The organism is Colwellia sp. Arc7-D (genome assembly GCF_003061515.1).
GTDB lineage: Bacteria > Pseudomonadota > Gammaproteobacteria > Enterobacterales > Alteromonadaceae > Cognaticolwellia.
The window spans coordinates 2,265,664-2,289,599 of the sequence record NZ_CP028924.1 but is presented as its reverse complement, the minus strand read 5'-3'; the positions used below and the strand labels follow the sequence as shown (position 1 = coordinate 2,289,599).

The window sequence follows — 23,936 nt, the reverse complement described above, 5'->3', positions numbered from 1 at the left end:
ATAGATGATTTACACTGCTGTATATATTAACAGTTTGTTATGAATAATTAGAACCATTAATGCAACTTTCTCCTGATCAAATTCCTCAGCTCCTTGAGTCGATAGATAATAAACGCGGTTTTCTTTTAACCCGCAGCGCTAGCGATCGTAATAATCATATTGAAATAACATTATGGCTGAAAACGCCACAAGGCCCTGTGCAACTGATTATTGATAATGAACGAGCTGTTTTTTTTGTTGAGGTAAGTGATGTAAATCATGCTAGCGATATTTTGGCCAATCAAGGCATTAACGTCGATGAAATAAAACCACTGGCACTAAAAACATTTAAGCAAGTAAAGGTTGCCGCGGTTTATTTTTTAACCTTAAAAGCGTTTTATCAGGCTCGAGAAGCATTAAAACAAAAAGGTGTTAAATGTTACGAAGATGATATTCGTCCCGATGATCGCTTTTTAATGGAGCGTTTTATTACCGCAGACATTACTTTTGCAGGACAAGAGTCACCGTTAAAACTGAGCCAAAACCTCATTCAAAACCACTCTCAAAACCAAACTAGCAATCAACGCTATCGACGCTATGAAAGGGTGAAATGTAAACCTATAGATAAAGCACAGCAATCTGACATTAAACTCTCAACAGTTTCACTCGATATTGAATGTTCAATGTCGGGAGAATTATATTCTATTGGTTTATATAGCGAGCATTGTCAGCAAGTTATGATGATTGCCAATGAACAAGAAATAGCAAATGAGAAAATTAAACATTGTGATGTTGATATTTTATGGCTTGCTGATGAGCAGCAATTACTGTTGAGTTTATTAGCATGGTTTACGCAGCACGACCCCGATATTATTATTGGTTGGAACGTGATCAACTTTGATTTTAACCTGTTACAAAAACGCTACGATTTACACAATATTAAGTTTGCCATAGGGCGAGATAGGAAAACGCCTTATTGGCGCACGAACAAAGCTAGTGAACAGCAGTTTATCGAGATTAATGGTCGTGTGATACTTGATGGTATCGATTTATTAAAAACCGCCACGTATAACTTTCCTAGCTTTTCACTCGATAATGTCGCTAATACTTTGCTCGGCATAGGTAAAAAAGTTGACGATGTTGATAACAGATTACAAGAGATAACCGACAACTTTCATCATAATAAAACGGCACTAGCAGCGTACAACCTCGAAGATTGTCGCTTAGTGGTTCTGATTTTTAAGCATACGCAACTATTAGAATTCGCCATGCTGAGAGCACAGCTAACCGGGTTATCTATTGATCGAATGGGTGGCTCTGTAGCGGCATTTACCAACTTATATTTGCCGAAGTTACATCGTAGTGGTTATGTAGCACCCAATATGGGGGATGGCGATCAAGGCTTTGAATCGCCAGGCGGCTTTGTTATGGATTCGACCCCAGGGCTTTATAAAAATGTATTAGTGTTAGATTTTAAAAGCCTGTACCCCAGTATTATTCGAAGTTTCAATATTGACCCTATGGGCTTGATTGAAGGTTTAAAGTCGCCAGAAACAGCAATAGAGGGCTTTGATGGTGCATATTTCTCAAGAGAAAAGCATTTTCTACCTGATATTATCACCGAGCTTTGGAAAGAGCGTGATATAGCGAAAAAAGATAAAAACGCGGCGTTGTCGCAAGCGATAAAAATTATCATGAACTCTTTTTACGGCATTTTAGGATCGACAGGGTGTCGATTTTTTGATCCCCGTTTATCAGGCTCAATTACGAAACGCAGCCATAGCATTTTAAAAACCACCAAATTATGGATAGAAGCTAAAGGTTATCAAGTTATTTACGGCGATACCGACTCGATATTTGTTCATGTTGGTGATGATCAAAGTGCTGAAAATAGCAGGGCACTTGGCAAAACGTTACAAGCTTACATTAATGAAAAATGGCAAGCTTTGCTTTTAGAACAGTTCAGTATTGTCAGTGAACTTGAAATTGAATTTGAAACCCATTTTATTAAATTTTTAATGCCAACCATTCGTGGCCAAGATGTGGGGACTAAAAAGCGCTATGCTGGTTTAGTGCAAAAAGGCGAAGAACAACAATTAGTGTTTAAAGGTTTGGAAAGTGTTCGCACCGATTGGACTGAATTGGCGAAACAGTTTCAACGTACCTTGTATTGGAAAGTATTTAATAATGAGCCTGTTGTTGAATATATAAAAAAAATGGTTGTCGATACGCTAGCAGGAAAACATGACGAGTTACTCTACTACCGTAAACGCTTAAGACGAAAACTTGAGCTTTATGTTAAAAATGTACCTCCCCATGTTCGCGCAGCAAGGTTAGCGGATGAAATATACCAGCAGCAAGGTAAACCTATGAAATACCAAAATAAAGGCTGGATAGAGTATGTTATGACAATAAATGGTCCACAAGCTAAGGGCTGTCAAAGTGCTGCTTTAGATTATCAATTTTATATTGATCGTCAGTTGTTAGCGGTAGCAGACGCTATTTTGCCATTTATTGGCACAAGCTTTGATGAAATAACCAACAGCCAAATGAATTTATTTGAACGCCTATAGCGCTAATAGCCTTTATTGCTAACCATAATTTACCTTCTGCGCTATATGCGCTAGTGATTTAAAAATTATCTTTAACTGCGCTTAAGAAGTATGACAACTAAGTTATGTCAAAATAAAACGTGCTTATTTAACTGATTCACGTTATAAATAATTATAGATGGCTAGATAGCTATATTGGTTTTTAACTTTAGCGTAAATGTTTATTGTTTAACTATTAATACATTGTCCTTAATGACTTTAGATCGATTTTTTAGCTAAGTATTCGATATATGAAAATAACCGTGGAATGGAATTTATAATGAAAAAAGAAACCAAACTCATTAATGCTGGCCGTAAAAAGCAATGGACACGTGGTGTTGTTAACCCACCTGTTGAGCGTGCTTCAACGGTGGTTTTTAATTCAGTGAAAGAAATGAAGCATGCCACGGCTAATAAAACTAATCAGGTGTTGTTTTATGGCAGACGCGGCACATCAACTTCATTCGCATTTTGCGATGCTATGACAGATTTAGAGGGCGGTGCAGGTTGTGCGTTATATCCTTCAGGCACTGCAGCTATTACTAATGCAATATTGGCGTTTGTTAAAACGGGCGATCATATTTTAATGGTTGATACTGCTTACGAACCCACTCGTGATTATTGCGATAAAATATTAGCCAAACTCAATATTGAAACCACTTATTACGACCCTTTAATTGGCAAGGGCATTGAATCATTAATTAAACCAAACACTCGTGTTGTTTTTCTCGAATCTCCGGGCTCAATAACGATGGAAATACAAGATGTACCTGCTATAGCTGAAGTAGCGCATCGTCACGGCTGTATTGTTATGTTAGATAATACTTGGTCAGCAGGGGTTAATTTTCAACCTTTTGATTATGGTGTAGATGTTTCAATACAAGCTGCAACTAAGTACATAGTTGGCCATTCAGATGTCATGTTGGGCACAGCAACTGCTACCGAAGAACACTGGCCGCAGTTACGTGAAAGCAGTTATATCATGGGGCAATGTACCTCACCTGATGATTTATACCTTGCTATGCGTGGTATTAGAACCTTAAGCGTGCGTTTACAGCAACATGAAACCAGTGCACTTAAAATTGCTGATTGGTTAGCATCACGCAGTGAAGTTGAAACCATATTACATCCTGCACTGCCATCGTGTCCTGGCCATGAAGAGTTTAAACGTGATTTTACCGGCGCTAACGGTTTATTCTCCTTTGTGTTAAATAAAGGGAATAATGAAGCATTAACGGCACTTTTAGATGGCATGGAACATTTTAAAATGGGTTATTCGTGGGGCGGTTTTGAAAGTCTTATATTAGGTATTTCAAACGTTAACAAAATGAGAACAGTCACTAACTGGCCTTATAAATTTCCGCTAATACGTTTACATGTCGGTTTGGAAAATGTTGATGATTTAATTGCAGATTTAGAGCAAGGCTTTGCACGCTTTAATGATGTTTTGAACCAGGAGTCTTAGCAGTAAAAACAAAACCATCATAAGAGAGTTATTAACTATAAGGTTAGTAACTATAATATTTTCAAATAAAAACGCCGAGTAATTTACTCGGCGTTTTTTATCAGACTATAAAATAATGACAAGATGTATATTGTTTACTTGGTATTATTTCTTTCCCAACAAGGTGAAAATTTTCTTAGCGATATCAGTATTGTCTTGAAAGCCGTTAAAGTTTTCACTGCCTTTACCAAATGCAAAAACAGGTACATCGATACCGGTATGAGTGCCTGATGGGCTAATTGAACCCCAGCCGGTGTTTGTTTTCACATCAATTATTTTAGTAATCACATTAAGTACAGATTGATAAGGTCTTGGTGCTCTTTTGCCTTTTTTATCGGCACTAGATAGTGAGTTAAATTGCTTAATAATACCTTGATCAATAAGTTTGGCTTGTTTCATATTGATGATGTCAGCTTCTGTAATATCAAAAGTCATCAGTTTATTCATATTTTCTAAGCTTAATTCATTATCAGTAAACTTTATTGCCATCGCTTGTGGAGACATGGTCATGGCTCTTATAAACTCAGGACGCCATAAATATTTACTATTAATGTTTGGGTCAGTACGTTCGGTTTTCTTACCTATGGTTAAACCACCAGTGCTGTGATCTGCTGTGATCACGACTAATGTATCTGGATTTTGTGCGACATAGCTTTCAAGGTATTCAAGAGTTTTTGCTAAATCGTCCATTTCTGCCATCGCAGCTGCAATATCTCTTGCATGCCCGCCATAATCAATTTGGCTTCCCTCTACTAGCATAAAATAACCATTTTTGTTTTCTAGTTGCTTAATTGCCGCTTTAGTCATCATTGATAAACGATGTTTATTGGTATCATCTAAAGCCCAAGGTAAATTGGTTTTATCAAATAAACCTAATACCGGTTTGTCTTTAGGGATTGATGCTATTTCGCTATATTTATCAATATAGTGAAATCCTGAAGCTATAAACTCTTCCACTAGATTTCGGTCTTCACGAATAAAGTATTCTAAGCCGCCACCTAAATACAAGTCTGCTTTTATGCCGTCATCAATATAACTATCTGCGATAGCGTTATAGTTATAACGGTGTACATTATGGGCCAAGTAAGAAGCAGGGGTGGCGTGATTTATTTGCACGGTCACTACAACACCCGTTTTTTTACCTTGTTTTTTTGCATACTCTAAAACGGTTTCAATAGGCTCTCTGTTAATATCTAAACCTATCGCATTATTGTAGGTTTTAATGCCTGTTGATAAAGCGGTAGCACTGGCAGCAGAGTCTGTTACGTAACCCGATTCAGGATCAGGGTAAGTACTACTTGTGCCGGTAAAGTTACGGTCAAATACGGTTTGTTCAATTTCAGGTGTGTTGGGATCGTCGTTATAATATCTATAAGCACTTGTAAAAGCAGGCCCCATGCCGTCGCCCACTACCATGATGATATTTTTAGGCATGTTATCAGCCATTGTATTTTCTGGAGATTCTTGAGTTGCTTGAAGTTGAGTACAAGACATTATCAAAAGGCTGGTTAATAATGTTGGAATGAATTTTTTCATAGTTATATCCGCTAACTTTATATTTAAATTCAACGGTTTAATTATATAGTTATTAAACCGTTATTGATGATGGAAATTATTATTTAAAAGCGACATCAACCCAAACAAGTCGGTGATCAGACGAAGCTGCACGGTCTTTTATTAATCTAAATTCAGGCTCAACTTTTGTTGGCCAAAATATACCCGAGCCAACAATATTTAGTTGCGCTTTAGATGGCAGCGCATAATCGGCTCGCATGCCCCAGTATGCCGTATGGTTTTTTGCGTTAGGGTTATCTTCTCTGTGCAGTTTTCCACCTTGGCTTGTAGGTTTAGGATCATTTACACGAGTATGTGTAATTAGTTGCTCAATACCCGATTTAATGGCATTTCCATCAACGGCATCTGCATTTAAGTCACCTAAAATAACAAAGGCTTTATCTTCAGCAAGACCGCCAAAGTGATTATTATCATCATAAATATAGCTAGCGGCAGTTGGTGTTAGGTAATCAATCCAAAAACGTATCTCATCAAAGTTTCGTTTACCATTTCGATCTTCTGGTCCGTCAAATACTGGTGGAGTAGGGTGACTTGCTAAAATATGTAGCTCTTCGCCATTAACATTTAATGGAATATCCCAATGAGATTTTGAAGATAATCGGAAGTTATTCCAGGCTTTTTCGTTATACCAAGATGTTTTAGTTTCAGGATTAATTGGCATCATGGCATTTGGCATGTCGCGCCATTTGAATAATTGGAATGTTCTAATTTTATCTTTAACAATGGGATATTTAGATAATAATGCCATGCCAAAATGCCCTGAAAAAAGTCCGTAGCCAAAGGCATCGTTAGGCAGTTCACCTATTTTATTGTCATTATTGAAATCAAATCCAGAAGCAACACCTGTATTAACAGGACCCTGATAGAAGTAAGGATAGGTTATTGCGTTTTCACCTTGTTGGCTTTTCGCTAAGTATTGCGATATGAACAGTTTTAATGATTGATGGCTTTCATCATTTGAATCAAATTCATTTAATAAAATAACATCTGGATTAACTCGTTGAATAATTTCTGCAATATTTCTAATTTGTTGGTGGTTTTGAGTTAATGCTTCAGCCAATTCATTTCCGTTTGGCTTAACTTCTTTACCTAATTCAGAAGGTAAATAATTTAAGGCTTCCATACTGACATTAAATGTAGCGATGCGAAGGGTTGAAGGTGTGTTGTTTGTTGTGCCTGCCATTGTTATACCTGAATATATCAACAACGCTGTTGCTAATGAGTTTATAAATACTTTCATAAGATTTCCTACTTTAACCCACAACCACGTAATATAAAGTCAGTTAAAAACTCAGTGACTTGGGTAATATCATCTTCTTCATAATCTGCACGATTCATGATGGTTAACACTTGTTGCTCAAAGTCAGCATAATGTTGGGTAGATGACCAAATTAAGAATATAAGTTTAATGGGATCAACATCTTTCATTTCACCACTATCAATCCAAACTTGAAATACCTTAGCTTTTTCTCTCACCCACTGGCGCAGATACGTACGAGCAAATTCTTTTAAGTGTAATGCGCCTTGTATGATTTCCATCGCATAAATTTTAGAGGCTTCTGGATGCTCAAAAGACATTTTAACCTTTGATGCAATAAATTTTTCGATAGCAACAACAGGGCCGTCATTAATATCAAGTTCACCAATGCCTTGATCCCAAGTATCTAACGTTAATTGTAAAACAGCGTGATAGATATTTTCTTTATTTTTAAAGTAATACAATACGTTAGCTTTAGGTAATCCAGCATTATCAGCAATAGACTGAACTGTTGCGCCTTTATAGCCTTGCAGGATAAATTCTTTTTGTGCAGCGTTTAAAATAATTGCTTCACTTCTAGCCCGAATACTTCCTTGCTTTTCACTGCTGGTATTGTTGCTCACGTGATTAACCTTTTTATTTATATAAAATTATATTTTTATTATTAACACTATTTTATTGGCTTAATATGACATTTGTTAGCTGAATGCTGAACCTAACATAAATTATTTATCTAATTTGAGCCTTGCCTACAGTTTTACTTATTAAATGAACTGTTTTTATCAAGTTAGTTTTAGTTTTTTCGTTAAAAAATGAGTAGTTTAATTTAAATATTTTGTTAAGACACTGTTTTAATACGTTTTGTATTATTTAATTGGTAAATTTAATGGTTTGAACAAATTATTTTTCGAATGGTTAAATTATGTAAACCATCACAGCCCTTTATAAACTTGCTTAAAATCATACTTTATTTTATCTTGACCAAATGGTTTGTTTTTATGATTTTTTGTTATGCTTAATTGAATTATGTATTGTTTTAGTTATAAGTGTTTTTTTGTCCTGTTTAAAATATTAGCCTAAATTGTTGTTATTGTAGGGTTTAATTGTTAGCGTTGTGTTTTTATGTATTATTTAATTAGCAAATGTAAATTTTTAAATATATAGATGTAAAAGTTTGTAATGAAAATGTAAGAAAACTCTGTTTTAATTTCTCCTGAATAAAGCTTTTAAAATAATAAATAGATTAATAATTAGCTAAGTAAAATTTAAATAAAACATAATACAAAACAAAAATCTAACTTATACCAAGGAATAATATGATGAAAACTCATCGTCTCTCTCGCATTACTGGCGCAGTTGTACTTGCGTTAGGATTGTCAACATCAGCCATGGCTGATGATACGTCATCGTCAATTCGTGGCAACATCTTAACTGCAAGCGGCAATGTAGTTACTGATGCAACGATTACCATCGTTCATGAGCCTTCAGGCACTCGTAAAACATTAAAAGTTAATGATACGGGTAATTTCTCAGCTCAAGGTTTACGTGTTGGTGGTCCATACACGGTAACTATTGATTCTGATGTATATGCAGATAAAACATTAGAAGGTATTTATATTACATTGGGAGATGTATTCCGTCTTAATGAAGTTTTAGATGATGTTAATATCGAACGTATTTCTGTTACAGGTTCTTCAGGATTTTTTGACCCATCAAAAGGTTCTTCTAGTGTATTTAGTGGTGATGATCTTACTAAGTCAGCTGCTTTTAACCGTGACTTGAAAGACATTGTTCGTCAAAACCCAATGGCTGTAGTTAGTAACGACGGCAACACCCTATCTCTAGCAGGTAGTAACCCAAGATATAACAGCTTAGCTGTTGATGGTGTAAACCTGAATGATGATTTTGGTTTAGCTGGTAACGGTTACCCTACAGAGCGTTCGCCAATTTCTTTTGATTCAATTGATCAAATTAGTGTGGCAATTGCACCATTTACCGCTAAAGAAGGCGGTTTCTCTGGTGGTAAAGTGAGCGTTGTTACTAAATCAGGTACAAATGATTTTCACGGTTCAATGTTTATCGAACAAGCTAAAGATGCTTGGGCTGGTACACCTGAAACTGATGATGGTGACAAAATTGATTTAAGCTTTGATGAAGAAACTTGGGGTGCTACATTTGGCGGTCCTATCATTAAAGATAAACTATTTTTCTTCGCATCTTACGAAACCTTTGAATCGCCAAGTTCTGTTGATAAAGGCCCATCAGATTCTAATGTTGCTAATAAAGTTACCCAAGTGTCTCAAGCCGAAGTTGATCGTGTAATCAACATAGCTAAAGACAAATATGGTTATGATGCTGGTAGTTGGGACGACTCTATTCCATTAGAAGATGAAAAATATTCATTGAAACTAGACTGGAATATCAGCGAAGACCATCGTGCTACTTTTACTTATTCACATGGTTCTAGTAACAGTGCCGGTAACCAAGGTGGTGGTAGATCAGATGATTTATACCTATCTTCACATTGGTATAACCGTTCAAATGAGTTTGATACTTATGTTGCTCAGTTGTTCTCATATTGGACAGAAGATTTTTCAACAGAAGTTAAAGTTTCTAAAAAAGAATCTATTAACGGTCAAATTTCACTAGGTGGTTATGAGTTTGGTGAAGTTAAAATTGATACGGTTAATGGTGGTGAAATTATGTTGGGCGCTGATGACAGTCGTCATGCAAACCAACTAACCAATGAAACTTTTCAATTCCGTGTTAGCGGTGAATACTTGTACGAAGACCATGCTATTTCATTCGGTTGGGAATACGAGAAAGTAGATGTTTATAACATCTTCATGCAGCATTATTTAGGTTCTTGGTATTTCGATAGCATTGATGACTTTGAAGCTGGCAACGCAGGATTTTTTGAATATCAAAATAACCCAAGCTTAAATCGTGATGATGCAGCCGCAGAGTTTTCTCTTGGCAATCATGCTTTATATCTTGAAGATAGCTGGGATGTAAATGACTCGTTAAATCTAACTTATGGTTTACGTTACGAGTTAACGGTTAATGATGATGCTCCAAACTTTAACCAAAGCTTTTTTGACCGTTATTCTTATGCCAACAATGAAAACCTTGACGGCTTAGACGTATTATTACCACGTGTTGGTTTTAACTGGACAGCAACTGATGATTTAACTATCCGAGGTGGTGTTGGTCTATTTAGTGGCGGACGTCCTAACGTATTTATTTCAAATGCGTTCACCAATGACGGTTCAAGAATCGCCTTATATCGCAGCGGTAGCGCAGCATTTTTACAAGATGCTGATCCAAGTGGCATTCCACAAACTGCGCAAGACGCAATATCTCAATCTGAGTTAGGTGGACCAAACTCGAATATTGATGCTATTGATCCAAACTTTGAAATCCCTACAACATGGCAGTACAGCTTAGCTGCAGATTATGTTGCTGACCTTAGCAATATTGGTTTAGGTGATGATTGGCGTATAAGTGGTGAAATACTTTATAAAGATATCCAGAAAGATATGGCTTGGTCTGATCTTTCTCGTACTTTAGATACTTCAAAAGGTAATGGTGGTTTAACTGTTGAAGGTCGCCCAATTTATACTTTTGCTAATCCGGATAGAGAAGCCCGTGATGTATTATTAACTAATACGTCTGGTGGTCATACTATGATTGAAACATTGTCAGTTGCGAAAAACTGGAAAAACGGTTTTAAAGCTAACTTCTCATATACTCATTCAACTATTCGTAATCGTGTAGATGCTACTGGTACTTCGTCAAATACAGCATATAACTTTAACCCGGTTGTTGATCCTGAGAATCCTACTATTGGAACATCAGCTTACCAAGTTAAGCATCGTTTAACGTTTAACCTTTCATATAACGCTGAATTGTTTGAAGGTTATAACACTGGCATGCATATGTTTTGGGAGCGTAAGTCAGGTCGTCCATTTAGTTACTTGTTAGGTTATAACAACGATGATGGTTTATCTGGAGAGTTAGATCTTACAACGGCAAACTTACCATACATTCCAACAAGTGCTAGCGATAGCGCGGTTGATTTTGATAATGGTTTAAGTTATGACGAAATTATGGCTGAATTAGCATTAGCTGGTATCAGTTCTGATGGTGGTTACCTTGGTAAGAATGCTTATACAGCGCCTTGGACAACGACTATGGATCTTCGCTTTGAACAAGAAATTCCAGGTTTCATGGAAGGTCATAAAGGCTTGTTCTATGTCGACATTAAAAATGCTTTAGCAATTTTTGATGAAGGTGCAGCACGTGTTTATCAATTACCATTTGGTCAATCAGCAACAGAGATACTAGATTATAGTATCAACGATGATGGTCAATATGTGTATGATTCTGCAAATATTAGTGAAGGTGAATCACCTGCTCAATTTAAAGATAGAGAATCAACTTGGAGTATGAAGATTGGTGTTAAATACACTTTCTAATACCCAGTAGATAATCCTTAATTTAAAAAGCCAACAGTGATGTTGGCTTTTTTTTTGTGAAAATATAAAGTTTGAATTAGCACCTTGTAGTGTTGAATTCTTGATTATATAAGTTGCTTTTCTTTGAGTGATTCACTAGGATAGATAATAACTTGACCACATGGTCAGATAAAGGTTTTTATAATGATGAACATTGAAGAAAATAAATTTATAACGCTTGTTAATGCTGCGAAAGAAGGCTTTAACAATGCTTATGCGCCATACAGTAACTTTCATGTTGGTGCTGCTGCGTTAACCGTTAATGGTAACGTAGTTAAAGGCTGTAATGTTGAAAATGCCTCATATGGATTAACCGTTTGTGCAGAGCGTAATTGTTTAGCACAAGGTGTTATTGCAGGTGAAACATCGTTTTCAGCGATAGTTATTTATACAAACCAAGAAAAATTAACGCCGCCATGTGGTGCTTGCCGACAAGTTATTGTTGAGTTTTTAGCGCCGAATGCACTGGTGGTTGCTGTTAACCATAATAATGATAAAAAGCAATGGACAGTTAACGAACTATTACCAGATGCTTTTACGCCCAAAGATTTACTGGAAAAATAAGGATTTTAGTTGATGTTATTACCACAAGAAATAATTCGCACCAAACGAAATGGTGACTCGCTTACTAAAGCACAAATTCAAAGCTTTGTTGATGGCTTAGTAACCAAAGATTTTAATGATGCTCAAGCTGGTTCAATGGCGATGGCGATTTTTCAACAAGGTATGGAAACCCGTGAAATAATTGATTTTACCATGGCAATGAAAAATTCGGGTGACGTATTATCTTGGCCGGAATTAGAAGGCCCAGTCGTTGATAAACACTCAACCGGTGGTGTTGGTGATAAAGTTAGCTTTATGTTAGCGGCCATTGTTGCAGCTTGTGGTGCTTATGTTCCTATGATCGCCGGTCGTGGTTTGGGCCATACGGGTGGGACAGCAGATAAATTAGAAAGTATTGCAGGCTTTAATGTTCAACCAAGTATTGCTGAATTTAAAGGTATTGTTAAAGATTTAGGTATGGCGATTATCTCGCAAACTGACAACTTAGCACCAGCCGATAAGCGTTTATACGGTATTCGAGATATTACTGCTACTGTGGAGTCTATTCCATTAATCACCGCTTCTATTTTGTCGAAAAAGCTAGCAGCAGGGCTTGATAGTTTAGTGATGGATGTAAAGGTCGGTAATGGCGCTATGATGTCTAATATCGATGATGCCAAAGCTTTAGCACAAAGTATTGTTAATGTAGCGAATGGGGCAGGTGTGCCAACACAAGCTATTATCACTGATATGAATCAAGTGTTAGGCGCTACCGCAGGTAATGCCCTAGAGATGGCTGAAACAGTTAAATACTTAAATGGCTCTCTGCGTGAACCGCGTTTACATGCGGTAGTTGTTTCATTAGCTAAAGCCATGTTAGTCAGTGCAAAAGTTGCTGAAAATGAAGATCAAGCGCTAACAAAGATCAATCATGCCTTGTCTTCTGGTGCTGCTGCTGAAATATTTAACAAAATGATTCATGCATTAGGTGGCCCAAGTGACTTTATGGAAGATCCTTGGCGTTCAATGGAACGTGCAAACTGCATACAAGACGTTATAGCGTTAGATCATGGTTACATTAATGGTATGCAAACCCGTGATATCGGTTTAGCTGTTGTAGGCTTAAAAGGCGGACGCACAGCGAATGGTCAGCAAATAGATCATACGGTTGGTTTCGACCGAGTTTTACCTATTGGTACTTTAGTCAACCGAGGCGATGTTGTAGCGCGTGTACATGCTAGAGATGAAGATTCAGCGCTTCAAGCAAGTCAACAGTACTTAGCGGCGTTAGACATAGGTGAGAAAGCAGCAGAACAAGCGCCTGTGATTTATCAAACTATTACTGGTTAGGCTTTTACTGCTTTAACAAAACACTTTCACAGGCAATAGCAGTGAAATAAAAACAGCGTTAATTCGCTGTTTTTTCATTTTTAATAAAGCATAAATGGGATGACTAAGACTGTGTCGACAAAGATTAGCGTTTTAATCTATTATGATTTCAATGTCAGTCGTAGGGTAAGCACAGCAAGTGAGAATTTCATTTTCACCGATATAAGCTAATGGGTACTCGTGATATTCAACGGTCCCTTTTTTTAATGTACAACGGCAAGCACCGCAAAATCCATCACGACAATGAAAATGTGATTCAATATTTTCTCTTTCTAGGGTGTTCAGTATGTTTTTATCTTCATCGAGGAACGCTAGTTTGTGTTCCTCGACGGTAATACTAAAAGCCATAAATACTATAAATCGAAGTCGTCAAAGTCGTCACTTGATACTGACGAGTCAACTTGTCCAACTAAATAGCTAGAAATTTCGGTTTCTTGTGGTGCAACTTGCACGTTATCACTGACTAAATAAGAGTTCATCCAAGGTAGGGGATTACTTTTAATATCGAATGGTGCATCAAAACCGATAGCACTTAAACGTTGATTACTGATGTATTCAATGTATTGTTTTAAAATGGCCGCGTTTAGGCCGATCATTGAACCATCTTTAAATAGATAATCAGCCCATTCTTTTTCTTGTTCTACTACGTCCATGAAGATTTGTTTACCTTCTTCACGCAATGTAGTGGCAATTTCTTGCATTTCTGGATCGTCACGACCTGACATCCAGTTATTAAGCATGTGTTGTGTGCCGGTTAAATGAAGCGCTTCGTCGCGAGCGATAAGTTTTTTTGCAGACACACAAACACTCACATAACTAATTTATTTTATTTATTTACTAAGAATAATCTGTATTTTCATTCAATACATTTCAATTAAATCGATTTTTAATGTCTAAAGCTGGCTGTTTATAAATAAAAAATTTCAGTTGCAGACACATCACGAATACACATAAATATTTTCCTATTCTATTTGGCTTAGTAGCTCTGAGAGTGATAATTAGTTGAATGTTTAATATGTAATCAAGTTGTCAAAACTGGTAGTTTGACAACTTGGACCGTTGGTGTAAGATATTATCAAACTAAATGACTTGGTACGTTTATTGTGAATAAAGTAACACTAACATTTAAAGATATTGATAAATTCAAAGAGACTTTGATCGAAGATGGAAATCAGCAAATTTTAGACGTTTTTACAATTCTACTTAGAACTGGCTTAAGACTACCTTTAATATTAAATATTGAATTTGAGCATATTAATTTTGATTCGGGTGAAATCTGGATTGATACAATCAGGAAAGGCGGGTTGTATAAAAGTCAGGTAAATATAAATTCTGAATGTTTAGATCTTTTCAAAAGATTAAGACAATTACACCCTCATGATAAATTTGTATTTCAATCAAGAAAAAGCAATTATCAAAAAAATAAAGAAGCGTCTCCGATATCACGACAGAGTGTGAACAAGGCTTTTAAATCAGCAAGTAACAAAGTTTCTGTGCCAATTACTTCTAATTCTCTAAGGCAAGCTTTTTTAGTTAACATATTAAAAGAAAACTTTTCCGAAGGTAATGACTCTATTGAATTAGCATCAATCATTGGACATGAGAAAAAAACTCTTACGATTAATTATAAAAAACCGGAAGATACAGAACTTAAAAGTGATATTCATCAAAATAATTCATGTTCAACTTTTGGTTCAATCTTTCAAATTAAAACGGACTCCCATCAGAAAAGTCACCATGAAGTTATAGCCTCATCTCTCAATTATAATGCGTTATTTAAAGCGATTGAAACGCTTTCATCTATTTACAAAATTGAAAGCGTACATACACTAAAAAATAAATATAATGTTACTAGCAGTGAAACTCTTATAGCAATTGACGTTCTTAAAAAGATTCTTTTAACAAGTTTAACTAAGGATTCACGCCTTCATTCAAATAAAGATTTATCCAAATATAAATTAGCTAGATAAAACATAGAATTAACTTTCTTTTTTATAATACTAGATAATTATTGGGGGTCCTGTGATTAGAAATATGGGTTCATTGTCATATTATGTTCGATATGTTCAAACTAAGGAGTTCCCAGAAAAGGAATTTCCCATTGTTTATTTTTCAGATGGGACTATAAGCTACGCCCTAATGCTATTCATAAAGCATCTGTACGACAATGAACTTGGAAAATCATCCGCACTATCAAATTTGTTTTTAATATGTGGAGAGTTACATGATTTTTACTTGTCAGGATCTGAGTCTGAAAAAAATAATTGGGATAGAAATCCTAGCCTTATGATATCTAATTATCGAACCTGCCGCACACAGGGGACGATTAAAAATCTTCTATGCGAAAGGAATCTGTGGTGGTGTAGGACGGACAAAAATATCGTAAATAAAAGACTGTATTCATTTAAAAAGTTTGAGTCTTTTACAAAGCTTTATATAAATACTGTTGATCTCCGAATGGGCGATTACTTGGGTATTTATACCAAAAACTTATCAAAACAAAACTTTAACCTTCTCAATCATCTAGATGATGATAAAGGATACAAACCCGAACAATATTCAACCTTCAATATTGCCCATTATGGAGATAGACATAATCATGCTAACCCATTGAACCATAAAAGTAAGTTTTTTCCGCCGGACAAGGTTATGGAATTTATTAATCAAGAAAAAAATATAAACTATAAAGCTATAAAATTATTGTGCGCATTCACAGGATTAAGAGAAAGTGAGCCATTACATATTTTTATCACAGATTTAATCCCTACAATGACAGGCGGATATGACGTACTTTTTGGGCATCCTATTGCAGATGATACTTTTGATGTTCAAACTGGTGAATTAATAAATCGAGTTGAATATTTAAAATCATTTTCAGGAAATATATTTACAAAAACAGGGATGGATAAAAGTGAAATATCCTATCTTAGCAATCCAGTTCCAAGACTCGATTTAGTAGGCACGCTTTCAAAATTTGACTTGAATTTTAAAGGGGTGACTTTAAAAAGCAGTATCGAAATAGGAAACTTTGCAGGTTTATACGTGCTGAATTGGACTTTGGAAGCAGCAAGAAAAGAATTTCTCTCATTAATTCCTGAACTTCTTATGCAAAAACGAATAAACCATCCTTATTTATTTTGTAAAGCCAATGGAGCACCTATGACAAAAGGGGCTTATGAGAAAAACTTCCAAAGAACATCTAAACAAGTAACAGGAAAAGTTCTTGGAACGCATACGCTGAGGCATTTTTCAGGTATGTTTTGCGCAAATGGTTTACATCTACCTAAAGAAAAAACCCAACAAATTTTGCGGCATAGAAGTTCTGATAGCACAGCTATTTATTACAATGTAACGCATGAAGAGTTCAGAAAACAATTAACTGGAACAAACGAAAAAACATCGTGGGAAAAGCTCGTAGTAAAATTAGATAAAGAATGGGGTAAAATTAGATGGATATAGTAGAAATAATTAATAATAACATTAATACCTGGATTGATAACTTAGATATAACGCTATCCCAAGACTTAAATATCTTAGAAAATGGTATTGGCTACATGTCAAATAAAGAGGTTCTTTTCAACCCTACCGGAAACATTGCTGTTATAAACCCATTTGCCTTGAAAGTAATTTCTAGAACTATTGGATTAGGTAAAGCATTAAACAACGCTTGCAAAAAAATACAATCCCAAATTTATTTTAACGTGTGCACATTGATTGAACAAGGGAAAACTCCAGCTAAAGCCACATTGTATCCATTTGAATTGGTTGAATTTAAAAGGCTATTTGTTGATAGTATAAACTCTGAACAAAGATTAAATGTTATTGAAACATATATTGAAAACGCTGATTTCCTAGAAATGATAAATAAGGCTACTGCTGCTAGCGCCATAGGAAACACGGCTTTTTCTCCGTATTGGATTGATTGGGAAGATACTTTCAAAGGCATTAATGACGAAACGGCTATTAACTTGATGCTATCTATATGTACGTCTAAAAGCTTTAATATGCCTGATCAGTTTAAAGCTGAGCATGTTTACGATATAGATATAATAAAATCAAGTCCAATATATCATTTCTTACTAATTTCACAGCCATTGTTTAAACAAGACTCTAAGGTTAATAATCATAAATTTAAAGAAATGGAGCATCCTGATACAGGTATAAGGCATAAGTTTATGCAAGGGGCTTTTAATGAATTTTTTATTAATTCAAAAACTAAAAGAAACCCTTTCATAAACTATGTATATCAGGCTTACCAAAGAGCCAAATGGTTACCTCGCTTGCTGAATTTAATCGATAGCGTTGATGGAAAGCTTATATATTTTCCTTTTTTTTTTACTTCAATGAGCTACCGCAAACATTCGGACGACTTTTTAGAATCAACACCGTTTGTTAAGGTTATACGTTCATTAGGTAGAGAAAATAAGACTTTAATTAAACTGATTAATGCACATAATTCTTTTGAGTGTATTAGTGATATACCAGAAAATTACTTCCTTAAAGTGTCTGAAGCAAAAAAAGCAAATCAAAATTACGTGACTAGCACAGGGCTACCTTATAAAGCTTTTGAAAGAGTTATAAACCAAATTGAAAAAGATACAGAATGGAATACTCGTAAGAATTATAAGCCATTTTCTAAATCACAACTTAACCCTCTATCACATAAAAGATTAATTAATGCTGATAAAAATCGAAAGAATCCTGATATGGGCTGGGCTGAAGGTAAATTGTCTAATTCAATTAAAGGTGAAATGTCTAGATTCGCAAACAAGGCGAGTAATTCGAATAAGGCTAACAATATAAATACTTTTGCAGAATGGATTATAAGTCTTCCTGATAAAATTAATACACTACATGACATATCTTCTTTTATGATATACGACCCTACAGGCAATATGTATAAAGGTGTCACATTTTATGAATATATAAAATCGAAAAAAAATAGTAGTGGCTCTGTTATTAGTCTATCCAACCAAAAAGCAACATGGAGTGTAGCGTTTAAAATTCTAGAAACGTGGGCAAAGCTAGAATCGACAAATTTAAGAGCTAAAATAAACAATCCCATACCTCCAGTTAAGGAATTATTCAAAGGGGAACGGCATGTACCATGCTCAACTCACAGGCGACTCATACCTTCTTATGTGTATGAAGAGCTTTTTAGCGTTGCGACTGAGAATGATTACGCCTTTGCTAAGAGTCAGCAACGATTTACAAGTTCATTATTAAACCACCAAACAAAAGAAATGGAAATGAAGTTCCGACCCCATTGCGCTCGAATTATACATTTATTACTTTTAGTTCCTTTGCGTGGTAAACAGGCTAGATGGCTTGATGAAGGGCTTATGGACTCTGAACTATGGGACTTTAAAACTCAAAAATACAAGAAAAACAATGGTCCACTCGCTAATTACGTTTATGAGGATGGTAAAAATCATGAGTCTAGACATGGAAATACAGGAGTTATTTTTAACCCCTATGGTCAAAAAAATAAAGCTTTATGTTTATACATAAGTACAAATAAAACCAAATCTGAAAAAGCTCAAAGAGCAGGCGAAACAGGTTACGAAATACCTTGGCCTTATGAGGGGGCAGATGGGCATTTTAAACAAGTTTATGACATTATCGAAAGCCAGAAAACGTGGAACGATAAATATTGTCCAGCAAGTGTGACTAAACCAGTAAAGACGACAGATGAGAACGCTGGATATTATGATGTTAGTGTGTGGGATGATCTTCCATACTTTACACCTCTTTTTCGAAATCCTCGTAAAGTACGATTATCAGCGATGACATCTGTCAACAAAGAAAAGTATAAATCTCGAGATAACTTGTATTTACCAATTAGTGCAGACGAATTGAGAAGTTATTTCAAATTATTACTTGAAGAAACAGATAGAATAATTAAGTTAAAGTTCCCAGAACTAAAAAATCAAAATGTATTATTCAAAAATGACGGTACAGCTCTTTATGACTTACACGGCTTACGAGTCTTTGGTATTTCCACTTTATTAAATAAAGGAGTGGATGAAAAAGTTGTTCAAATGTTAGTCGGCCATGCAACAGCAATTATGACCGTTTATTATCAAAAAATTGAAGCTAAAAAAATGAAAGAATTGCTCATTCAAGCACAGAATAAACAAGGGGCAACCCAAACAAATGAATTAGCCTTTTTAAGAAAGGGTGAAACATTAATATGCAACTTTGGTTTAGTACCAGAGTGGCAAAATGAAGATGCCAAAAATATTGGAGATCCCAACAGAACTAAAGAAGTTGAATCTATTGCAAGACTTGCTGGTGGGGGTATTTGTTTTGGGTATTCTTGTGCATATGGAGGATTAACATCTTATATAAACTTCAAAGGTCAGGAGGTCTACGAGATAAAACAACTTGAGCAAGGGGCTATGAGATGTGGTAATTGCCGCTATTGGAAAAGTGGTCCTAGGTTCATTTTAGAACAAATTTATCATTTTAATTTAGTAGTTTTAAAAATATCAGAACTGGCCGAACAAAGGACAGCCCTGATTAATAAATCTAAAGACGCTTACAACGACTCTACTGTTGAAAATCCTGAGTTTATGGCCGCTAACTACAGTAAAGAAGTCGATGATATTAATGTTATATCTAGTTCCTATGTTCAAGAATTCGCCAGAAGACAAGCTATGCTCGAAGAAACCTTCAGAGTATCAGGACTAGAGTCAACTAAGACAGCAGAACTGGATGTTTTTAATAAAATGCCTAAAGGAATTAATAGCTATGAAAATTTAAGTGCTTTTGAAGGAGCAATGGAAGTTACTACTCAGGGTGCGGTTTTAGGGGTCAACTTAAATTCAGATACAATCTCCTTCAAGAAACTCAAGAAGTTCTTAACTCAAGTCTCTACAGTTGCAGGTGTCGCGGATAATTTAATATTCAAACCAGACGACGAAGTTAAAAGAGCTGCAATTTTATATAAGATTCAAGGGGTTGTAGAGGATATCGGAAGAGCGTTTACTGATGAAGAGTTTAATGATGCAAGGTTTCTAGTAGATACATTAAATAACTCTGATCTCCTGAAGATTAAAAAGCACCTAATTTCTGCTGATAGAGAAGTAATGAAATTAGCAGATAAAATAAAAATTAAAAAATTAAAAAATTAAAAAGGAATAATAATTTGAGTCAGTTAATTCAAGCACAAAGGTTTTTACAATGTTTATTAGATAGGGAAGATCTCAAAGATAGGAGAGTTCAAGTTGGTTTAAGAAATGTTTCAAAAGCTTGTGAGCACTTGATAAAAAAAAATTTGAAATTATCTTTTGTGAATGTTGGGGATTACATTGAGCAAACAAAATTAAAGCCAACAAAAGGAACTATCAACAATGACTCATTAAACGTCTATAAACCATTAATAAATAAATACAAAGAATGTATATCTGATCAAAATCAGGGGATTCCCACATCTAATCAAATCCTGGGTCATAAAGAGTTACTTATTTATAGCAAAGGGCTGGAAAAGCGACTCCAGATATTATTAAAACAGATTGAGATATTAGAGGATAATTTCACTTCTAAAAATGTGTTCGATTTGGCTGAAACCCTAAATCAACCAGTTAATGACCTTGGTGGCGTTGATGTCATTAAATCATCAGTACTTGCTAAGGAACAAAAAATGGCACTCACGAGATTATTAGAAGCGGATGAAATTAAATTTAAAAAGTTTGGAAGAAAAATGTGTGCTATTGATGAGAGCGATGAAGTAATTCTCCATGCGGTTGAGTATCAATTACTCTTAGAACTTACTAAATAATTACCCATCAAACATCTGTATAATTGAATGAATATTCAATTAAAAAAATCGTATGTTTTAAGGTTTAGTAGTTTCAATCGCACCAATAGATAGAAAACTTCAACCCTGAATTTTAGTCAAGATAATTTCTGCTTTACCTTGATGAATCATAAAGGCGGAAACTAAGGCACCACCAAATGCTATGATGGAAAAATTAACTTGTCACGTCATTTGAGTATGAGTTAACTGCATTAGTATTTTTAATTTAGCTGATAAATTATGTATAAAATAAAAGATTTTATATTATTAGATATTCAAAGTTATTAGGTCATTAGGCTTTACTTTCAAAGCTATACAAATCTTTTTGAGTAGCAAAACACCAATATTTACCTCACCCCTCTCAATTCTACTAATATACGCTTTATCCGTACCAATCTCGTAAGCTAATTCACTTTGAGACATTGCAACAGTATTTCGTATATCTCTGATCCTTTTTCCAATATCTACTAGTTCACTACTCATAATATTACACAATTCGAAAAAGAGTATTTTCACATAAAATTAATTCAAAATCGTTGTATTATATTACTACTTGGTAGTAATATATTACCTTTATTGTAATATGTTACTACTTTTGTTGTGGGATTAATGTAAATGAAGTTAGATGAGACGTTAAAAGTCATAGTATCAAATCCTAAACTGGATCATTTTTCTACAGTCGAAATTCGAACTGCATATATGATTTTAAACACTGAATGCACAATGTCGGCTTCAGAATCAAGAAGATTTGTTTATGCTGAACTTAAAAAACTTGTCAATAAAGGGTGGTTGAAGAAGAACACGTCGAAAAAAAAAGGATTAATAAGTTATGTTAAAACAGAGCTGTTTAATCTAAAACCACGAATAGTAACTTCATCAGTAAATGACAATGAAAATAAGCTAGTTGCGCATACTTTGTTCGAAAACATGCAAGAGCTAAATTGTAGGTTACAAGACTATAAAAACGATCTTTTAGAAGGATTAGGAGAAGCAGAAGAGTATCGTACACTTAGGAATGAATTCCCACAAATGCATGATGAACTTCAACCAAAATATAATAGTATTCGAGAAAAAAATTCGCGGTTACTCGGTAAAATTAAAGCGATTGAAACATTAATTAATAAAAGAGCAGAATTGTAATTATGAAGTTAAGGTTATGGCAGCAAGAGTGTATTGAAACAGCTTTTAGTAAATACTTGTTAGGTTCTAAACATTTTTTAGCCTTAGCAACACCAGGGGCGGGGAAAACACACATGTCATCTTCGTTAGCTGATAAGTTAATTGAGAAGGATATGATTGACTTAGTAGTTTGTCTTGCTCCATCAACAATTGTTGCTAGTGACTTCAAAGAAAGCTTATCTCTTAAATTAAAATCTCGATTTGATGGTTTACTGGGGTCATCAGGGTTGGTTTCGACTTATCAAAATTTACTACATGTTGATGAAAATTTTTGGGAGTTATTTAAAAAGTTTAGAGTATTCGTCATTTTTGATGAAATTCATCACTGCTCAGGAACAAAGTTGGAAAATGCAAATGCTTGGGGAGAAAAAATTATTGAAAATATTAAAGATCAAGCAACTTACACAATTGCGCTAACAGGTACACCTTGGCGATCAGATAAAACCCCCATAGTTTTGTCCAATTATTGCAACTTAACCAATAAAATTATTTGTGATTACAGTTATGGGTTAAAGAAATCTATAGAAGACGGTGTTTGTAGAGTACCGGAAATAATTGCCATTGATAATGACAGTATCTCAGTAGTAGATAAATCAGAAAACTTATCTTTTAACAGTTTTTTAGATTTACTTTCACAAGAAATTTTGCCTTATCATATTATTATTAATGATGAAAATGTCATACTTCAGTTGATAACTAGAGCAAATAAACGGCTTCAATCTATTCGAAATACAAACCCAGACGCAGGTGGTTTAATCATAGCGTATTCGATACAGCACGCTAAAAAAATCCAGCGAATTTTACACGATAAATTAAATAAAGCTGCAGTAGTGGTAACATATAGAGAAGATGATCCTAACCAACTAATTCGTAATTATCGTAATAATTCAGATGAGTGGTTGATTAGTGTTGGTATGGTCTCGGAAGGTACCAATATACCAAGGCTGCAGATATGTTGCCACTTAACGAATATAAAAACTGAGATGCATTATAGACAAATTCTGGGGCGAATTTTAAGGGTGACTAGCTCTGCGGATCAAAGTGCTGTTTTGTATATGCCTGCGGAGCCAAAGCTCGTTGAGTATGCTTATAGAATAGGTCGGGATTTACCAAATGGAGCAGACATTATAAAGTTTGAGAAAATAAGTTCACACTTCAAAACTAAGCTAAAAAAATGTAATCAGTTAATAGACCGAGAAGCAAATGAGATTGAAGAAATAGGAAATTATCCAGTGAATACGAAAAAGCCTGTTTTAAGTTTTTTTAAGCCTGAGCAAAGTCTCTTTCAAGAAAATGTTGTCTATGCTAAGAACCCACTTACTGAGGTTTATGAAAAATCAGTAAATATATTTGGTCGCTTCAAACAAGAAACCTTAGTAATTGATATTCAGGGTGACCTGGTAAATGAAAAGTTTCTTAAATCCTTGAGTAGAGTCTCATGTGAAAATTAAGTATTTGAAATTATGAATAATTAAGCTAGATTAAAATATAATCATGAAGATAAAATTCACAATAAATAATACTTCTTTTCCGATATAAATAAGAAGGTTTAGATATAAGGTAAAGGATTATTAAAATATTCATATTGTATTATTATCCA

At 34.9% G+C, this 23,936-nt stretch carries 15 protein-coding genes and 1 pseudogene; 11 read left to right on the top strand and 5 right to left on the bottom strand.

What is annotated here, in order from left to right; translation table 11 throughout:
• Nucleotides 1–59 precede the first annotated feature (59 nt).
• On the top strand, nucleotides 60–2,552 hold the full coding sequence (locus DBO93_RS10010; protein WP_204100615.1) for a DNA polymerase II: 2,493 nt from the start codon (nucleotides 60–62) through the stop codon (nucleotides 2,550–2,552).
• A 298-nt stretch (nucleotides 2,553–2,850) separates the two neighbouring features.
• Complete coding sequence (locus tag DBO93_RS10005; RefSeq protein ID WP_108456219.1) at nucleotides 2,851–4,035, top strand: cystathionine beta-lyase; 1,185 nt, start codon at nucleotides 2,851–2,853, stop codon at nucleotides 4,033–4,035.
• 144 nt (nucleotides 4,036–4,179) lie between these two features.
• On the opposite strand, the gene DBO93_RS10000 is transcribed toward DBO93_RS10005, so the two are convergent.
• From DBO93_RS10000 to DBO93_RS09990, 3 genes are all read right to left on the bottom strand, one after another.
• A complete protein-coding gene (locus tag DBO93_RS10000) occupies nucleotides 4,180–5,610 on the bottom strand; it encodes an alkaline phosphatase (protein WP_108456218.1) in 1,431 nt (476 codons plus the stop codon).
• Nucleotides 5,611–5,689: 79 nt separating this feature from the next.
• Nucleotides 5,690–6,889 carry an endonuclease/exonuclease/phosphatase family protein gene (locus tag DBO93_RS09995; protein WP_108456217.1) on the bottom strand — a complete coding sequence of 400 codons (1,200 nt, stop codon included), beginning with the start codon at nucleotides 6,887–6,889 and terminating at the stop codon, nucleotides 5,690–5,692.
• Between the two features lie 8 nt (nucleotides 6,890–6,897).
• Entirely contained in the window at nucleotides 6,898–7,530 is a 633-nt protein-coding gene (locus tag DBO93_RS09990) for a TetR/AcrR family transcriptional regulator (RefSeq protein WP_108456216.1), read from the bottom strand.
• Nucleotides 7,531–8,223: 693 nt separating this feature from the next.
• On the opposite strand from DBO93_RS09990, the gene DBO93_RS09985 reads away from it, so the two are divergent.
• The 3 genes from DBO93_RS09985 (at nucleotide 8,224) to deoA (ending at nucleotide 13,317) form a co-directional block, all read left to right on the top strand.
• Nucleotides 8,224–11,385 (top strand): TonB-dependent receptor, encoded by a 3,162-nt coding sequence (locus tag DBO93_RS09985; RefSeq protein WP_108456215.1) that lies wholly within the window; start codon nucleotides 8,224–8,226, stop codon nucleotides 11,383–11,385.
• 183 nt (nucleotides 11,386–11,568) lie between these two features.
• Nucleotides 11,569–11,988, top strand: a complete 420-nt coding sequence (locus DBO93_RS09980; protein WP_239058954.1) for a cytidine deaminase — start codon at nucleotides 11,569–11,571, stop codon at nucleotides 11,986–11,988.
• 12 nt (nucleotides 11,989–12,000) lie between these two features.
• Nucleotides 12,001–13,317: a thymidine phosphorylase gene (gene deoA, locus DBO93_RS09975; RefSeq protein ID WP_108456214.1), complete on the top strand. Its 1,317-nt coding sequence runs from the start codon at nucleotides 12,001–12,003 to the stop codon at nucleotides 13,315–13,317.
• A 132-nt stretch (nucleotides 13,318–13,449) separates the two neighbouring features.
• Here the strand turns inward: deoA and yfaE are convergent, their stop codons facing one another.
• Nucleotides 13,450–13,704: a class I ribonucleotide reductase maintenance protein YfaE gene (gene yfaE, locus DBO93_RS09970; protein WP_108456213.1), complete on the bottom strand. Its 255-nt coding sequence runs from the start codon at nucleotides 13,702–13,704 to the stop codon at nucleotides 13,450–13,452.
• A gap of 5 nt (nucleotides 13,705–13,709) precedes the next feature.
• Nucleotides 13,710–14,144, bottom strand: a pseudogene (locus tag DBO93_RS09965) (ribonucleotide-diphosphate reductase subunit beta); the annotation flags it as partial.
• Nucleotides 14,145–14,459: 315 nt separating this feature from the next.
• On the opposite strand from DBO93_RS09965, the gene DBO93_RS09960 reads away from it, so the two are divergent.
• From DBO93_RS09960 to DBO93_RS09930, 6 genes are all read left to right on the top strand, one after another.
• Nucleotides 14,460–15,326 (top strand): site-specific integrase, encoded by an 867-nt coding sequence (locus tag DBO93_RS09960; protein WP_162533762.1) that lies wholly within the window; start codon nucleotides 14,460–14,462, stop codon nucleotides 15,324–15,326.
• Nucleotides 15,327–15,378: 52 nt separating this feature from the next.
• The gene (locus DBO93_RS09955) at nucleotides 15,379–16,815 is read left to right on the top strand and encodes a tyrosine-type recombinase/integrase (RefSeq protein WP_108456211.1); all 1,437 of its coding nucleotides are present in this window, start codon (nucleotides 15,379–15,381) and stop codon (nucleotides 16,813–16,815) included.
• Entirely contained in the window at nucleotides 16,806–20,492 is a 3,687-nt protein-coding gene (locus DBO93_RS09950) for a VPA1269 family protein (protein WP_108456210.1), read from the top strand. Before DBO93_RS09955 ends, DBO93_RS09950 begins: the two co-directional genes overlap by 10 nt.
• A 14-nt stretch (nucleotides 20,493–20,506) precedes the next feature.
• The gene (locus DBO93_RS09945; RefSeq protein ID WP_108456209.1) at nucleotides 20,507–21,139 is read left to right on the top strand and encodes a hypothetical protein; all 633 of its coding nucleotides are present in this window, start codon (nucleotides 20,507–20,509) and stop codon (nucleotides 21,137–21,139) included.
• A 633-nt stretch (nucleotides 21,140–21,772) separates the two neighbouring features.
• A complete protein-coding gene (locus DBO93_RS09935) occupies nucleotides 21,773–22,297 on the top strand; it encodes a hypothetical protein (protein ID WP_108456207.1) in 525 nt (174 codons plus the stop codon).
• A 2-nt stretch (nucleotides 22,298–22,299) separates the two neighbouring features.
• Nucleotides 22,300–23,787 (top strand): DEAD/DEAH box helicase family protein, encoded by a 1,488-nt coding sequence (locus DBO93_RS09930; protein ID WP_108456206.1) that lies wholly within the window; start codon nucleotides 22,300–22,302, stop codon nucleotides 23,785–23,787.
• Nucleotides 23,788–23,936 lie beyond the last annotated feature (149 nt).

Coding starts and splice junctions, on each gene's coding strand:
- deoA (WP_108456214.1), top strand. CDS start 12,001: ATGTTATTACCACAAGAAATAATTCGCACCAAACGAAATGGTGACTCG.
- DBO93_RS09950 (WP_108456210.1), top strand. CDS start 16,806: ATGGATATAGTAGAAATAATTAATAATAACATTAATACCTGGATTGAT.
- DBO93_RS09980 (WP_239058954.1), top strand. CDS start 11,569: ATGATGAACATTGAAGAAAATAAATTTATAACGCTTGTTAATGCTGCG.
- DBO93_RS09935 (WP_108456207.1), top strand. CDS start 21,773: ATGAAGTTAGATGAGACGTTAAAAGTCATAGTATCAAATCCTAAACTG.
- DBO93_RS09985 (WP_108456215.1), top strand. CDS start 8,224: ATGATGAAAACTCATCGTCTCTCTCGCATTACTGGCGCAGTTGTACTT.
- DBO93_RS09995 (WP_108456217.1), bottom strand. CDS start 6,889: ATGAAAGTATTTATAAACTCATTAGCAACAGCGTTGTTGATATATTCA.
- DBO93_RS10005 (WP_108456219.1), top strand. CDS start 2,851: ATGAAAAAAGAAACCAAACTCATTAATGCTGGCCGTAAAAAGCAATGG.
- DBO93_RS10000 (WP_108456218.1), bottom strand. CDS start 5,610: ATGAAAAAATTCATTCCAACATTATTAACCAGCCTTTTGATAATGTCT.
- DBO93_RS09930 (WP_108456206.1), top strand. CDS start 22,300: ATGAAGTTAAGGTTATGGCAGCAAGAGTGTATTGAAACAGCTTTTAGT.
- yfaE (WP_108456213.1), bottom strand. CDS start 13,704: ATGGCTTTTAGTATTACCGTCGAGGAACACAAACTAGCGTTCCTCGAT.
- DBO93_RS10010 (WP_204100615.1), top strand. CDS start 60: ATGCAACTTTCTCCTGATCAAATTCCTCAGCTCCTTGAGTCGATAGAT.